Source organism: Mucilaginibacter flavidus (assembly GCF_024055575.1).
Lineage (GTDB): Bacteria > Bacteroidota > Bacteroidia > Sphingobacteriales > Sphingobacteriaceae > Mucilaginibacter > Mucilaginibacter flavidus.
The window spans coordinates 184950-200292 of the sequence record NZ_JAMXOE010000001.1 but is presented as its reverse complement, the minus strand read 5'-3'; the positions used below and the strand labels follow the sequence as shown (position 1 = coordinate 200292).

The 15343-nt window shown below is 44.1% G+C and carries 16 protein-coding genes and 1 tRNA gene; 7 read left to right on the top strand and 10 right to left on the bottom strand.

The annotated features are described in order from the left end of the window. Nucleotides 1–121: 121 nt before the first annotated feature. The 9 genes from NAF19_RS00915 to NAF19_RS00875 all read right to left on the bottom strand — a co-directional run bounded on the left by NAF19_RS00915 (nt 122) and on the right by NAF19_RS00875 (nt 6839). Nucleotides 122–1465, bottom strand: a complete 1344-nt coding sequence (locus tag NAF19_RS00915) for an alpha/beta hydrolase family protein (protein ID WP_252787858.1) — start codon at nt 1463–1465, stop codon at nt 122–124. A 111-nt stretch (nt 1466–1576) separates the two neighbouring features. Next, nucleotides 1577–2539: a ketopantoate reductase family protein gene (locus tag NAF19_RS00910; protein ID WP_252787857.1), complete on the bottom strand. Its 963-nt coding sequence runs from the start codon at nt 2537–2539 to the stop codon at nt 1577–1579. Further along, nucleotides 2520–3047, bottom strand: a complete 528-nt coding sequence (locus NAF19_RS00905) for a DinB family protein (protein ID WP_252787856.1) — start codon at nt 3045–3047, stop codon at nt 2520–2522. Before NAF19_RS00905 ends, NAF19_RS00910 begins: the two co-directional genes overlap by 20 nt. Before the next feature lie 17 nt (nt 3048–3064). Continuing rightward, entirely contained in the window at nt 3065–3595 is a 531-nt protein-coding gene (locus NAF19_RS00900) for a GNAT family N-acetyltransferase (protein ID WP_252787855.1), read from the bottom strand. 43 nt (nt 3596–3638) lie between these two features. After that, complete coding sequence (locus tag NAF19_RS00895) at nt 3639–3908, bottom strand: antibiotic biosynthesis monooxygenase (protein WP_252787854.1); 270 nt, start codon at nt 3906–3908, stop codon at nt 3639–3641. Between the two features lie 144 nt (nt 3909–4052). Continuing rightward, nucleotides 4053–5210, bottom strand: a complete 1158-nt coding sequence (locus NAF19_RS00890; protein WP_252787853.1) for an acetyltransferase domain-containing protein — start codon at nt 5208–5210, stop codon at nt 4053–4055. 27 nt (nt 5211–5237) lie between these two features. Further along, nucleotides 5238–5780 carry a YbhB/YbcL family Raf kinase inhibitor-like protein gene (locus NAF19_RS00885; RefSeq protein WP_252787852.1) on the bottom strand — a complete coding sequence of 181 codons (543 nt, stop codon included), beginning with the start codon at nt 5778–5780 and terminating at the stop codon, nt 5238–5240. A 74-nt stretch (nt 5781–5854) separates the two neighbouring features. After that, nucleotides 5855–6691 (bottom strand): helix-turn-helix domain-containing protein, encoded by an 837-nt coding sequence (locus NAF19_RS00880; RefSeq protein WP_252787851.1) that lies wholly within the window; start codon nt 6689–6691, stop codon nt 5855–5857. A gap of 75 nt (nt 6692–6766) precedes the next feature. Then, a tRNA-Phe gene (locus NAF19_RS00875) sits at nt 6767–6839 on the bottom strand. A gap of 253 nt (nt 6840–7092) precedes the next feature. Between NAF19_RS00875 and NAF19_RS00870 the strand changes: the two genes are divergently transcribed. The 4 genes from NAF19_RS00870 to NAF19_RS00855 are packed head-to-tail and all read left to right on the top strand — an operon-like array spanning nt 7093 to nt 10104. After that, nucleotides 7093–8403 carry a 4Fe-4S dicluster domain-containing protein gene (locus NAF19_RS00870; protein ID WP_252787850.1) on the top strand — a complete coding sequence of 437 codons (1311 nt, stop codon included), beginning with the start codon at nt 7093–7095 and terminating at the stop codon, nt 8401–8403. An 11-nt stretch (nt 8404–8414) separates the two neighbouring features. Further along, entirely contained in the window at nt 8415–8855 is a 441-nt protein-coding gene (locus NAF19_RS00865; protein WP_252787849.1) for a DUF2750 domain-containing protein, read from the top strand. Between the two features lie 22 nt (nt 8856–8877). Further along, nucleotides 8878–9666 (top strand): (Fe-S)-binding protein, encoded by a 789-nt coding sequence (locus NAF19_RS00860; protein WP_252787848.1) that lies wholly within the window; start codon nt 8878–8880, stop codon nt 9664–9666. Nucleotides 9667–9687: 21 nt separating this feature from the next. Continuing rightward, entirely contained in the window at nt 9688–10104 is a 417-nt protein-coding gene (locus NAF19_RS00855; RefSeq protein ID WP_252787847.1) for a hypothetical protein, read from the top strand. Between the two features lie 60 nt (nt 10105–10164). Here the strand turns inward: NAF19_RS00855 and NAF19_RS00850 are convergent, their stop codons facing one another. Continuing rightward, a complete protein-coding gene (locus NAF19_RS00850) occupies nt 10165–11301 on the bottom strand; it encodes a TlpA family protein disulfide reductase (RefSeq protein WP_252787846.1) in 1137 nt (378 codons plus the stop codon). Nucleotides 11302–11497: 196 nt separating this feature from the next. Between NAF19_RS00850 and NAF19_RS00845 the strand changes: the two genes are divergently transcribed. The 3 genes from NAF19_RS00845 (at nt 11498) to NAF19_RS00835 (ending at nt 15221) form a co-directional block, all read left to right on the top strand. Continuing rightward, complete coding sequence (locus NAF19_RS00845; protein ID WP_252787845.1) at nt 11498–12283, top strand: succinate dehydrogenase cytochrome b subunit; 786 nt, start codon at nt 11498–11500, stop codon at nt 12281–12283. Nucleotides 12284–12425: 142 nt separating this feature from the next. Beyond that, a complete protein-coding gene (locus NAF19_RS00840) occupies nt 12426–14360 on the top strand; it encodes a fumarate reductase/succinate dehydrogenase flavoprotein subunit (protein WP_252787844.1) in 1935 nt (644 codons plus the stop codon). A 69-nt stretch (nt 14361–14429) separates the two neighbouring features. Beyond that, nucleotides 14430–15221, top strand: coding sequence for a succinate dehydrogenase/fumarate reductase iron-sulfur subunit (locus NAF19_RS00835; protein ID WP_252787843.1), 792 nt, complete (start codon nt 14430–14432; stop codon nt 15219–15221). Nucleotides 15222–15343 lie beyond the last annotated feature (122 nt).

Below are 15343 nucleotides of genomic sequence, written 5' to 3'. Positions count from 1 at the left end.
TTAAATATTGCCTAATATTCGCAGTTTTGAAAGGGAATAGCATCCTGCACTGTCTGTTTGCTATTTGTAGTTAGTACCGATTTTGAGATGGGTGAATAATTTGCCAGGTCAAAATGCCGCCCTACTTCAACACCCCCATATCAGTCTTCAACCCTGTCATTTGTTCCAATGCTGCGGCGAAATCCTGCTGCATGGCAGGTGTCATGCTTTTTATACGCGCAATGTAGTGGTTAGCACCGGGAACAATAAAAGTTTTGGCATTTACTGTCGGCCCATACTCCGCTTTGCATGCCGTCCATGTGTCGCGGCCGCCGTATATGTATAAAATTTTGTTGCCGCTTTTATACAGCCATGCATTTATCTTTTTCTCAAATTCGGGGTCGTATGGCCTGCGGGGTAATGATGCCGGTAAAAATGCAGCTGAAGGATTTGGTCCTTTCAGGTAATGCAGATATGCTTTAAAGGGTTTGAGGTTGTATTTGTAATAACCCGTTTGAAAGGTCATATATGAATGCGGCAGATAAGGGTCCACCGACTTTTGGTCAGAAAACCCGGAGACATCCTCGCCAAAAACTTTCATTAGGTGTTTGTAATAATCTTCAACATTGTCGCCCGTGGGTATATCCTTTGGGTCGATGTTGCTTATCTGCCAGAAGGAGAACGGGTACTCCATTATTTCATATTCAAACGCTGCGCCTATCCCGCCGAGGGTATTGTAGTGTTGTTTTTGAGCATACGCCGACTGTTTGTCCAATAGTTCCTTTTCATGCTGTAGCATAAAAATCTGCGCATTCTTAATTTTTGCTGCTACTTCGGCACCGCCGGCGGTGTCAAGGAAATTGTATATCCTTTTGTCCTCAATGTCATTGGGCATCGGCGCCACATACGGAACCGTAGCATCTACGTCATCGGGATAAAAATAGCGGTAGGTGAGTGCGGTCTCGCCGCCACGGCTGATGCCCGTACTTATCCATTTCGATTGGTAAAGACTGCGGAATAACTGGTTGATGTGGTGCAGGTCGGCAGTTGCCTGTTCAAATGTTGCGTATTGCCAGTCAAGCGGTTCGGGTTTTGATTTATTAAAGTACCGGAATTCGACATCAATATCATTGCAGCGCAGAATTTTTTCGAGCTCGTTGCCGCCTGGCCGGCCGTCGTAGCCCTCGGTTTCTATCACCATAGGCTTTAAAAAATCGCGATGTATAAGGCGCAGCTGCTGGTAAAAAAAGCCCTTTGTGGTATCGTTGTGATCAACGGGCTGCTTTATGGCAAGCTGATATTCAGCTTTAAACGGAGATTCGCTTACTTTTTTGTGGATGATTTTTATTCCGGGCAGTTTTGCCAGGGCGTCGTCAATGGATGATGCATCGTTTTGTGCAAAACTAGGAGCGGCAATAAATAGTATTATTGCCGAAAACACAAGGCGCATGATCAATTTATAGTTGAAGATGGTTGATTTTCTCATTTTGAAGGTGCGGGTATTATTTAGGTTGATACCGACAATAAATATAGAAAATATTCGGAATTGGCATGTTGGTTTAGCATTTAAAGAACTTTATACAGGCCGGAATAAAGGTTATGCTGTTATTGAATCGTATTGGTCAATTAGCCGGGCTAGTGAGTCATCAAAATACGGCGTGGATACTTTAAACAATTTAGCCTCATCAATAACATATTTTACCAGCGAATCAATTTCGGCAGGTTTGTTGTTTTCCAAATCAAGTTGAAAGGATGATTTTACCTCGCCCTTGAAATTCGACAGCAGGTTGATGTTGATTGCTATCGTGTTTTCATCAACAGCAATCTTTTTCGCTTTGGCTAATTGCATTAGCTCAGACATTAGCCCGGTAAAAAGCTGCTTTGCTTCACTATTTTCGGTTATCCCCAAAAATGTGGTTTGAAATATAGCAGTTACAATTGCCGCCGGCGAAACAAACATGAATTTCTTCCACAACACGGGTTTGATATCGGTTGTGTAAGTAGCGTCTATACCCGCATCAGTGAAGATTTTGGCAATTTTATTGCCTTTGCTATCGGCCTGTCCGTCGCTGCCAAAAAATAATTTTGCCGGGCCGCCAATGTGATCCACCTTTCCGGGTGCAACTATGTTCGAAGCGATATAAATACTGCCTTCCATCAGCGTTGCGCCGTCCGGAAGATGTGGCGTTACAGTTTCTTTTCCGTTTACTGTGTTTTGAGTGGTAATTACTATTGTGTTTACTGTTAAGCAGCTTGCATGTTTTTCAAGAATAGCAGCTACCGAGAAGTTTTTTGTGCAGATAATAAACAAATCGACTTTCCCAATTTGCTGAATGTCATCAGAAGTTAAGGCAGGTGCACATTTATAGGTAACGCCCTTCGAAACCAGGTTTAAGCCATTTTGGTCAATGGCATCAGCCATTTCACCCCTGGCAATAAACACAATTTCTACATCTTCTTTATCCGAATAATAATGAGCGAGTTTACCACCAATATATCCGCCAATGCCGCCGATGCCTGCAATTGCGATCCTTGTATTTTTATTTGTTGTCATTTCCATTGCCAGCTAGTAATGTTGTAATTGTGGCTAAATGATGATCGTCATGTTCGGCCACAAATATAAAAAGATCCATTGTGCGCATTGGCGTTTTTAAACGGGGGTGAAGGGCAGACTTAAAAACGGTTTCATCACCTATGGCGCGTAGTGCAGTCAATGTTTGTTTTCTTATCTCCCTAAAGCCTGACAGGAGCTCCTGTAACGACCTTGCATTATGATTGGCCAAATGGGTTTTGTTATTCTGCAGATCAGTTGGCCGTAGCTCAATTTCGCCATTTATAATATCTTGCAATCTTCCCTGCCAAAGTGGTTCGAGGTCAACCAGGTGGCCGATATTTTCTTTTATCGTCCATTTGGTGTCAGGCGAAAAAGTCAAAATATCTTCAGAAACGCCCCTTAGCTTTTCCTCTAGCCGGGCCGGAGTGCCCCCAAGCCGCTCTAATATAGATGGGAAAATATTCTCTTCACTTTTGAAATTAAATTTCCGGTCGAACCATTTTTCCTGTTTCATTTTGAAAAATTCAATAATTACAATTTAAATTCTAACAATGCTACTGTAAGGTTGCGGTGTTGTTCGGGCAGGTCGGGCGTGTTTGGGGTTGTGTAATTTTCTAAAAAAACAAAGCCGTAGCTTTTGTAATATTCAATAATGTGCGGGTTTGCTGTCCATGTATCCATCCTGACATATCGCAATCCTTTTTTATTGGCAAATATGGTAATCCAGTTTAATATTTTTTCAAACATTTTTTGCCCCTTAAATGCCGGGTTAACTACAGCCCTGTGCAAATAAATAGCATCGCCTTTATCCTTTTCGCGCCAGATTAATTCATCAGTAAAGCAAATGCTGAAAATGCACATTATAGTATCGTCGCTTACTATTTTAAACTGCAGTTTGTTCTCAATATCCCGCTTTATGTAATCTTTATCATAACTATTCCAGCCAACATAGTTGTTCTTTTTTTGGTAACTAATAGCTTCTTCAAACAGCCAATAGATAACTTCAAGGTCGGCGGTACTTGCATTCTCAATCCGGTAGGTTTCTGGTGATATTGCGTTCATGTTTGATTTTTTTAGAAAGGATGCATTAATAAAATAACCTGGGCTATAATACTCCCGCTTCAAGTAAATCCAAATAGATAAATTCGGGAGATTTTACACCTGCATCAGCCCTTATTTTTACCAGTTGCGGAGAGTTGAAAAATTGTTCGGCGTTTTGTTTATCATCCCATATTGATAAATGGACGATTTTATTTGGTTCGTCATAGTAATTAAAAATCTGGTACGATATTTCTCCCGCCGCTTTTCTAATTCCTGAGGCATCGTCGAATATTTGTTTCCATGCGGCATAGTTCTCCACTTCGTGGATGATCAATAAGTGTATTATGTTTTTAATTTTAGGTGTGATTTTTTGACATAGATGTATCAAGCCAGCCCTGAACCGGGCAAAGCAGGGTCACCCCGCAATCTTCGATGGGTGCATTAAAATCAACGGAAAAGCAAGCGTGAATGCTACCGGCTACACATACGACAGCCACCATTGGCTATGCGTTCGTTTGTAGTTGCCATACCGGCGGCAGGGAAAATATAATATTGATACTACGCCTATCCAGAATAGGTACACTTCCCACAACGGGATTCCAAAACCCTGTACCTGCCACACTATCGGCGAACCGTCGGATTTTATCGGCAGGCCTGATATAAGCACAAGTATCATATTAAGAAGCCTGATAATGCTTAAATGTACTATAAAATAAAAATAAGGTACATTTCCATACACCCGGCAAAATTCAGCCAATCGGTTGCCGGCTTTTTCGGTAAAGGACAGCAGTACCATAACCGGCCCAAGCGTCATCAGGAAAAACAGGAGTGAAGGCGACTGCTTGGTAGCATTTATAAAAGATAATATGGTACGTGCCGTGTTCCGTTGTGTTGCCCATTGCGATGGGTCGCCGTAGTGATTAAACAGTCTTAACACAATAAACAATACAATTGCCGAAATGCCCGACAGGCGTAATATACGTTGGCGTTTTGTTGCATCGTACCCGTTTTTATAAAGCGAGCCGAAAGTATAACCCAGCAGTAAGGCGCCAGTCCATGGCAATACAGCATATAACACAATTATCGCCCGGCCGGTACTTAGTGGAATAAATGCACCCTTAGCCGATAAAAATAACTTAGTTAACCCGCCTGCTACGCCAGTTTGTGGCAGTTGCAGATAATCGAGTATGTTGTGGCCGAATATGATGATAACAGCAAAGCAGGCTATTACCTGTATAGGTGCACGGAGTAATAAAGCAAGGATTATCATACCAAACCCGGTTGCCCACAGTACTTCCAGTATCAGCATGTGGTATTGCAAATCGAACGAAAACAGCAGGCTGATGATCAACATGTCAGACAGGATAAGCCATGCGCCCCTTTTTAACAGGAAAATGCTCAATTCCTTTTTCGTCCGCCGTTGCCCTGCGAGGTATGCCGATACGCCGCCTAAGAAGACAAAAGTGGGCGCACAAAAATGAGTTATCCAGCGGGTAAAAAACAGGATAACCGTTGTTGTTTGCATATCAAGCGGCGATGGCCCGGCGAAATGCAGGAAATCGCGGGTATGGTCCAGGGTCATAATGATCATGATCAATCCACGGACGATGTCGATCGAATGTATACGTTCTTTCATCTCTTTATTTTCGATTTGACGCCAGGTTTAACGCTTACAATATACTACAAGAGAAGCTTTTGCCAAAGCCTGTTTGTTAAGCAAAAAGCCTGACAATGCGGCGGTTGAATTAACTGTAGTCCCCAGTTTTTCTGTTTTTAAAGCGTATACGGTTATAAGGTAGTGGTGGGGTGCCTCGCCCTCGCCGGGGCATGGCCCCTGGTATCCGGGCTGGCCGGTATCACTAATGCTTTGCAAGCTGCCCGCCGGCGCCAGGCCGCTTTTTACATCGCCGGCGCCTTGTTTTATTTCGAGCACACCGGCCGGGATATCAACCATCACCCAGTGCCAGAAACCACTGCCTGAAGGAGCGTCCATATCGTACATGGTTATGGCAAAGCTTTTAGTGCCGGATGGGGCGTTTTGCCAGTTCAACTCCGGCGATTTGTTCGAGCCGTTGAAGCCAAAATTTCCGGCCACAAACTCATTGGTGAACTGGCCACCTAAATCAGCGCTTTTTAGCGTAAAGGTTTGCCCGTAGGATATTGTAAAGGCAAATAACGCTATTGCGGTAAAAAATAATGTTTTCATGCAGCAAATATTGCTGATTACTTACCCGCCCTGTTATTGCAGAAAGTTCAAAAGAGTAGTGAGAAAAGCCCAGTTTAGGCGCTTTGCCTGAATGCAGCCGGGGTTATCCCATACTTTCGCTTAAAGGCAGTGTTGAAGTTGGATAAATTTTCGTAGCCATAAGCCAGGTACAAGTCGCTGGGGCTTGTGCCTTTTATGAGCTCGGCGCAGGCAACTTCCAGCTTGCGGTTGCGGATGTAGCGTTGAGGCGATATACCATAGGCTTTTTCAAAATCGCGTTTAAAGGAGGACAGGCTGCGGTTTGCAAGAAAAGCCAATTCTTCCAGGTTTAAGTTATTGAATAGATTGTTTTCAACTACCACCGCCAGAGGTACGCTTTCCGTAGCGCCAAATATGCCTGTAAGTAAGCCTGGTGCCATTTCATAAATTGCGGTCAGCAATTCATTTACTTTTAACGCAGCCATTTCTTCGGATAATGTTTGTTGCGAATCAATCAGGTTTTTGACGTTCCTGATGTATTCGTCAATATACGCGTTGGTTGTAAAATGGATGTATGGCGGCCTGTCGGGCTGGCTTGGTGTTTTGCGTTTATGAGCTGCAATAAACGCCTTGCCTACACGGGCCGGAAAAAAAACGAGCACACTGTTGTATCTTTCGGCATTGTCGCTGTGTTCTGTAATAATCGAGTTGCCCTCGGGTATCAGCATCCCGTACCCGGGTGAGAGTACCCGGCTTTCGCCAGCTCTGTAAATCCGCTTCTGCCCATTTTGAATAAAACTAAAAGCATAGCAGCTAAACATCACCCGGCTGCGGAAGGGACCGCCTGTATCCCTGTAATTGACAAAGGAAATTTCGCCGCCAATAATTTTTTGGTGGGCTGCCACAGCTTCCGGAACGTGAATAACATCCATAATATCCTGAATTTAGCAATGCTGGATTTTTGTCAGTAACTAAAAAGCCTCCCGGATTTCTCCAGGAGGCTTTAGTGGTATCAGCTGGGATCGAACCAGCGACACAAGGATTTTCAGTCCTTTGCTCTACCGACTGAGCTATGATACCGACCGTTTAAGGACTGCAAATGTAGCGTTTTTTTTATTTTAGGGTGATTTTTTTTTAAAAAAGATGTAAGTCGCTGAAAATGTATAGAATTAATTAAGCTGAACTGGAATGATTTGGTTGAAAATAAGGAATACTCGTCACTCAACCTGTTCCACTCAATCAACTAATCATAACTAATTCGCCCGAATCAATTAATTCCATTTTATCTTTACAACAATAAATATAACTTTGAAAAAATTACTATGCACGCATAATGATTGCACAAATATTGTTTATCATCATCCTGGCTGCGGCCATTTATCTTTTCAGCAAAAACGTTGGCAAAATAAGGCGCAATATTTTGCTTGGACGCCCTGCCGATCGCTCGGATAACCCAGCCCTGCGCTGGAAAACGATGGCGAAAATTGCACTTGGCCAAACCAAAATGGTTAAACGGCCGCTGGCTGCCGTAATGCACTTTTTTATTTATGTAGGCTTTATCATCATCAACCTGGAGGTAATGGAGATAATGATCGACGGTATTTTCGGCTCGCACCGCATATTTTCAAAGCCGCTGGGCGGGCTGTATGATCTGCTTATTGGCGGATTTGAGTTCCTGGCTATTTTGGTACTTACTGCCTGCGTGGTTTTTTTATGCCGGCGCAATATTGTTCGGCTTAAACGCTTTAGCGGCACAGAGATGACCGAGTGGCCAAAATCGGACGCTAATTATATTCTTATCATCGAAATACTATTAATGACCGCCTTTTTAACCATGAACGCCGCCGATCATAAGCTACAATTACTAAATTTCGGGCACTATATAAAAGCAGGCAGTTTCCCGGTGAGTTCGTTGCTTAATCCGCTACTGCCGGATAGCGCCGCTGGGCTTGAACTAATCGAGCGTGGCTGCTGGTGGTTTCATATCATAGGTATACTTGCATTTTTAAATTATCTGCCTTATTCAAAGCATTTTCATATCCTGCTGGCTTTTCCCAATACTTATTACTCCAACTTGCACCCGAAAGGGGAGTTTACGAATATGGCTTCGGTAACAGGTGAGGTAAAGGCAATGCTTGATCCTTCCTTTGTGCCCGAAACAACCGGCGAACCGCAGCGTTTTGGCGCAAAAGACGTAACCGACCTTACCTGGAAAAACCTGATGGAGGCGTACACCTGTACCGAATGCGGAAGATGCACCTCGGTTTGCCCTGCTAATATTACGGGTAAACTGCTATCGCCCCGTAAAATAATGATGGATACCCGCGACAGGATAACGGAGGTGGGTAACAACATCGACAAGCATGGTAAAGATTATACCGACGATAAGACCCTGCTTGATAACTACATTACCCGCGAAGAGCTTTGGGCCTGTACCACCTGCAATGCCTGTGTTGAGGCCTGCCCCGTGAACATTAACCCGCTTGAAATAATAACGGAACTACGCCGCTACGCGGTGATGGAAGAATCGCAGGCGCCGGCAAGCATTAACAATATGTTTGGTAACGTGGAGAATAATGGCGCACCATGGAAATATAGCGCAGCAGATAGATTTAACTGGGCAGATGCGGGCATCGATAAATAAGAAGAAGAAAAATGCTACAGGATACTGCAACAACAGAAAACAAGTACAAATTATTTATTGAAAGGGTTTCTGCATCAAAACTTGTGTGGGGATTGAAGGATAAACACGGCTGGGCAAACTTAACTTCAACTGAAAACGATGAAATTAGTGTAATTCCGTTTTGGTCAGACCGGGCCTATGCGAAAGCCTGCGCAACAAATGAATGGAAAGGATATGTTCCGACGCAAATCCCATTAGCTGAATTTTTAGAAAGTTGGTGTGTTGAAATGGCTAATGAAGAAGTTTTGGCAGGAGTTAACTGGGATGCTAATATGTTTGGAAACGAAAGTAATGCATTAAATTTAGCGATCGACATTCTTAACCAATTAACTACTATCAATTCAGCGATAGCATTTTTAAATTATAAAAGTATAAACGAGTTTATAACAGAGGCCAATGAATCAATTGGTTAGGTTGTAAACAAAAGCACAAATAATGAGCCCAAATATTCCAACTATGGCCGAAATGGCTGCCGAAGGTAAACAGCCCGAGATATTGTTTTGGGTGGGTTGTGCCGGCAGTTTTGACGAGCGCGCACAGCGGATAACAAGAGATATCTGTAAAATACTGAACCATGTAGGCATAAGCTTTGCCGTACTTGGCACCGAAGAAAGCTGCACGGGCGATCCGGCCAAACGTGCTGGTAATGAGTTTTTGTTCCAGATGCAGGCTATGGCCAATATCCAGGTGCTGGATGCTTACGAGGTGAAAAAGATAGTAACCGGCTGTCCGCATTGCTTTAACACCATAAAAAATGAATACCCTGGCCTGGGTGGCAACTACGAAGTAATCCATCACTCGCAGCTGATACAGCAGCTAATTGACGAAGGCAAACTAAAAGCCGAAGGTGGCGAAAGCTTTAAAGGCAAAAAGATAACCTACCACGACCCATGCTACCTTGGCCGCGGCAATAACGTTTACGAAGCGCCCCGAAAAGCGCTTGAAATTTTGGATGCTGACCTGGTTGAAATGAAACGCTGCAAAAGCAACGGCCTGTGCTGCGGCGCAGGGGGGGGGCAAATGTTTAAGGAACCCGAGAAAGGTAACAAAGACATCAACGTGGAGCGCATGGCCGATATACTGGAAAGTAAAGCCACGGTTGTTGCTGCCGCCTGCCCGTTTTGTATGACCATGCTGCGCGATGGCGTTAAGCATGAAAATAAGGAACAGGAAATACAGGTGCTTGATATTGCCGAGATTACCGTTAGGGCGAATGGGTTGTAGAAATATTGTATTGTAAAGCTGATGAGGACGGTTTACCTTTTCTTCCTGTTCATTTTTCCTGCGATGTTTTCATCGAATAACAATATTGTAAATACTCTTCCATATAATAGCAATGTTCAGGCGAAAAGTACCGAAGATGTTTTAATGGATAAGTTATTTAATTTGCCGGAGGTACAGCAATTAGGCAGGCAATTAAAAAAGAACATGCGCTCAAAAGTGCACGTATCGATTTTGACTGACACTTCTCCAACAAAGGAAAACCCATATTATGAACTTTCGGCGGGTTACGACGGTCCCGACAGATTTGAAACGCGTTACAATTTTAGAATTAAAGAAAGTGACGTCCGCAAAAGTGATTTCGAAGCACACCTTAAAGTTCTTGAAACAGTGAGCGGTAATTATATCCCCCTTCATAAATTTAGGTTGGTACGGCATTGACCTACAATTCCGTTCCCGCAGGGCTCTCAAAAAAAGGGCCCTGCGGCCGGTGAATTTTTACTAATGCTTCTTCAAATACTGCGATATCTCAAATTCTAAAGTTTTAAGCGGAATTTTCGGCACAATAATATTCCACTGTCCATCAAGTAAATAATAAGTTGGTATTTCGGTGATGTTGTAGTTGGCTGCGTTGGGCGAGTCGTTGCCTTTTAGGTCTGATACCTGGGTCCAGGTCAGCTTGTCGTCTTTCAGGGCAGTTGTCCACCAGTCTGATTTGGAATCCAGCGATACACTTATAAATTCAACATTTTTTCCTATTCCATCCTGTGCCAGCAGCGATTTTACCTGGTCGTGGTTTTTGCGGCTGAATTCATTACCCGCTTTCCAGAAATCAACCACGATCAATTTTTTATGAACGATTTTGGGGTCGAATGTTTTGCCATCAGGCGTTTTACCTTCAAGGGCTGGTGCCTGTTTGCCGGCCACCAGTTTTATCATGTGGCTCAGTTTGTCGCCAATTTCCTGGCCGTCTTCGCTGCTTTGGGCAGCAGGACTAAGGCTTTTATAAATTGCATAATAGGTAACCGGGTCGCCCTCATAATCTAACTTCGAAAGAATGTGCGCACTGATTTCGCTTTGCGGATATTGTTTTAAAAACTGTTTAAACGCAGTTGCGTCAACATCGCGCATTTTTGATTGATTCTCCTGTAGTTTGGTCAGCAGTGCAGTATATGCATCGGGCGACAGTTTATTTACGTTTTCGGTGAGGTTTTTGTTGATCTTTACAATTTGTAGTTGCGTTTCGGCACTCATGTTATCAGCCAGTGTGTAGAACATTGAAAGCTGCTCCTGTATTTTTGAGGTTGAAGTAATTTTAGGATATTTGTAAAGCTCATCGGCCTTTGCCTCAATGGTGTATTTCCCGTCTTCCAGGTAAACCTCGAAAGGGTTATGGCCGTCGTTTTTGGCATCATCGGTAACGTTCAATTTAAAATAGCCCGGATGCCCCAAGTGTTTTTGCGGGATGGCAAACTTTCCGTCTTTTATGTTTTCACCATAAACGGTGCTGTCTCCAAGTGTTTTAACGGTAAATACGCCGGCTTTCAGGCCCGGTATGTTGCCGGAAAATTCAACGTTTGCCTGTTTTTTGCAGCCGGCGGCTAATAGTGCTAATAAAATAATGCAGGGGAACTTCATTTTGATGATAGTTAACTGATTCAGGAATAAGATTCGAAAATAGCAATTATTTTTAACCCGCCTAGCGGCTAATCACTAATCTACAACCATCAACTTAGAACGTTTCTAAATAGTTATTTCATACTCAATAAGCTGCTTCCATTAATATCTTTTAGTATTTAATAAATACTTTTGCGGAAATAAATCTTGACATATAATGAGCGAATTCAAACAAACCTTTAACTCATCGTTGGGGAAGAAGCTGATAATGGCTTTAACGGGCTTGTTTTTGTGTACGTTTTTAATTGTACACCTTGGCGGCAACCTACTGCTGTTCAGAAACGATGATGGTTTTGGCTTTAACCTGTACGCCAACTTCTTAACACACTTCCCGCCGATAGAAGTTATTGCCTACCTGCTTTATCTTTCCATTTTGGTGCATGCGCTGTATGCATTGATCTTGACTATTAAAAACCGCAAATCCAGGCCGGTATCGTATGCAACGGTAAACAAATCGCCGGCAACCTGGTCGTCGAAAAACATGGGGCTGCTGGGCTCAATTTTGTTTTTGTTTATAGTGATACACATGAGCGACTTTTGGTTTGCTTACAAATACAGCCACAAGATAGTTTATAAAGAATACCGTACCGACCTTGCTACTGACAAAACAACCTCGGTTGCCTACAACCCGGTAACACCCGATTTCGAAAAAAGTGTATCGGTTGAAAACAATGTTGAAATTGTAAGGGTGAAAGATTTGCATGCACGTGTAGCAAACAGCTTCAGCAACTTATTATATGTGATATTTTATGTGATAGCCATGTTCGCGGTTTCATTCCACCTGCTGCATGGTTTCCAGAGCGCATTCCGCACGCTGGGCTGGGTTCACCGGAAATACACACCTATAGTTTATTCAATTGGCACCTGGCTATTCGCGGTAATTATCCCGATAGGGTTTGCAGCAATGCCGGTGGTGTATTACCTGCAGAGTACAGGTAAATAGAGTCAAGAACCAAGAGTCAGGACAAAAGACATTTGGAGTTAGTTAAAAAAATGCAAAAACAGGGCTAAGTAAACGGACGATTTTTTCAGGTTTATCTTGATTCTTGACTCTTGATCCTTGGTTCTCAAAACAGATATAAGAGATGACTTTAGATGCAAAAATCCCAAAAGGGCCATTGGCCGAAAAATGGAGCAAGCATAAATTTGACTTAAAGCTGGTTAACCCGGCGAACAAGCGTAAATACGATGTAATAGTTGTAGGTACCGGTTTGGCAGGCGGAGCAGCAGCGGCATCGTTGGCTGAGTTGGGCTACAATGTGAAAGCATTTTGTTTCCAGGACAGCCCGCGCCGTGCCCACTCTATTGCTGCGCAGGGCGGTATAAACGCAGCCAAAAATTACCAGAACGACGGCGACAGCGTTTACCGCCTGTTTTATGATACCATTAAAGGTGGTGATTACCGTGCCCGCGAAGGAAACGTTTACCGCCTCGCCGAAGTATCTGTAAATATTATTGACCAATGCGTAGCACAAGGTGTTCCATTTGCCCGCGAATACGGCGGCTTGCTGGATAACCGTTCATTCGGTGGCTCACAGGTATCGCGTACATTTTATGCAAGAGGCCAAACAGGGCAGCAGCTATTATTGGGTGCTTACTCAGCATTAAACCGCCAGATACACCTGGGTAAGGTTAAGATGTACACCCGCACCGAAATGCTGGATGTAGTTACCATTGAGGGGCATGCCAAAGGTATTGTAACCCGTAACCTGATCAATGGCGCAATTGAAACCCATAGCGGCCATGCTGTATTGCTGGCAACAGGAGGGTACGGTAACGTATTTTACCTTTCAACCAATGCAATGGGTTCAAATGTTACTGCCGCATGGCGCGCACACAAACGCGGTGCATTTTTTGCCAACCCATGTTATACGCAGATCCACCCTACCTGCATCCCGGTAACCGGCGATCATCAGTCTAAATTAACGTTGATGTCTGAGTCGTTACGTAACGATGGCAGGGTTTGGGCACCAAAAACAAAAGAAATAGCTGAGAAGCTTCGTAAAAAGGAAATAACCGCCGCCCAGGTAAAAGAGGACGACCGCGATTACTTCCTGGAAAGAAAATACCCATCATTCGGTAACCTGGTTCCGCGCGACGTGGCATCACGCAACGCTAAGGAAATGGTTGACGATGGTCGTGGTGTAGGCGGATCGGGCATTGCGGTATTCCTTGACTTTGCCGATGCAATAAACCGTTTGGGTAAAGATGCAGTGGCTGCCAAATATGGTAACCTGTTTGATATGTATTATCAAATTACTGATGAGGACCCTTACTCACAACCTATGCGTATTTACCCTGCTGTACACTACACTATGGGTGGCCTTTGGGTTGATTATAACTTAAGCACAAACGTACCAGGACTTTATGCTTTGGGCGAATGTAACTTTAGCGATCACGGCGCCAACCGCCTCGGCGCTTCGGCATTGATGCAGGGGCTGGCCGACGGTTACTTTGTAATTCCATACACCCTGGGCGACTACCTCGCTACCATAGGGCCCAAACCAGTTGATGTTAAGCACCCTGCCTTTGAAAAAACAAAACAGGATGTGCTTGCCTACATCAATAAGTTGTTGGCCTTAAAAGGCACTAAAACTGTAGATGAATACCACCGTGAGCTTGGCCTTATTATGTGGGAATATTGCGGTATGGCGCGCACCGAAGCCGGCTTGACCAAAGCAAAAGGACTGATCAGCGCTTTAAGGGCCGACTTTTGGAAGAATGCCATAGTTTTAGGCGATAATGAAGAAGTAAACTCATCGCTTGAAAAAGCTGGCCGTGTTGCTGACTTTTTGGAGCTTGGCGAACTGATGGTTGATGATGCCCTGGCACGCAGAGAATCCTGCGGCGGACACTTCCGTTTGGAATCACAAACACCAGAGGGCGAGGCATTGCGCGATGATGAGCACTTTGCTTACGTTGCTGCCTGGGAGTACAAAGGAGATAATCAACCGGAAGTGCTGAATAAGGAAGTGCTTGATTTTGAATTTGTGCACCTTACCCAACGTAGTTATAAATAGTGGTTGATTGAGTTTTGTGAACGAGACAAAATCGCATAAAAATAAAATACATCTCAAATCTAATATAGAATGAGTACTGGAAATATGAATCTGACGCTGAAAGTATGGCGTCAAAAAAATGCAAACATCAAGGGTGCATTCGTTACCTATAAAGCTGAAGGTATTTCGCCGGACATGTCGTTCCTTGAAATGCTGGATGTGGTTAACGAAAGCCTGATCCATAAAGGTGAGGAGCCTATCCATTTTGACCATGATTGCCGCGAAGGCATTTGCGGTATGTGCTCGTTGTACATCAACGGCCACCCGCACGGGCCAAAAAACGCCATTACTACCTGCCAGCTGCACATGCGTACCTTTCATGATGGCGAGATCATTGTGATTGAGCCATGGCGCGCGGCCGCTTTCCCGGTTGTTAAAGACCTCGCGGTTGACCGGTCAGCATTCGACAGGATACAGCAGGCCGGTGGATTTGTTTCGGTGAATACCGGCGTTACCGTTGATGCCAACGAGATCCCTATCCCAAAGGTAATAGCTGATGAGGCGTTTAACTCAGCAACCTGTATTGGTTGCGGTGCCTGCGTGGCTGCTTGTAAAAATGCCTCGGCTATGTTGTTTGTGTCTGCTAAAGTTACTCAGCTGGGTATGTTACCACAGGGCCAACCTGAGCGTTACAGCCGTGTACAGGCCATGGTTGCCCAAATGGATGCCGAAGGCTTCGGCAACTGCACCAATACCGGCGCCTGCGAAGCTGAATGCCCTAAGGAAATTAAGATGACCAACATCAGCCGTATGAATAACGACTATTTCAGCGCTAAGCTATTCCGCGAGGAAGCTACGCATGATCACGCCGGCGGCGAATAATAACATTACAATTGTTTAATATCAAGGGCTTTGAGAGTAATTTCAAGGCCTTTTTTATTGATTGACACGAACTCCACGAATTAAGACGAATTTCACGAATTGAATGGCCTACGAACCTATCT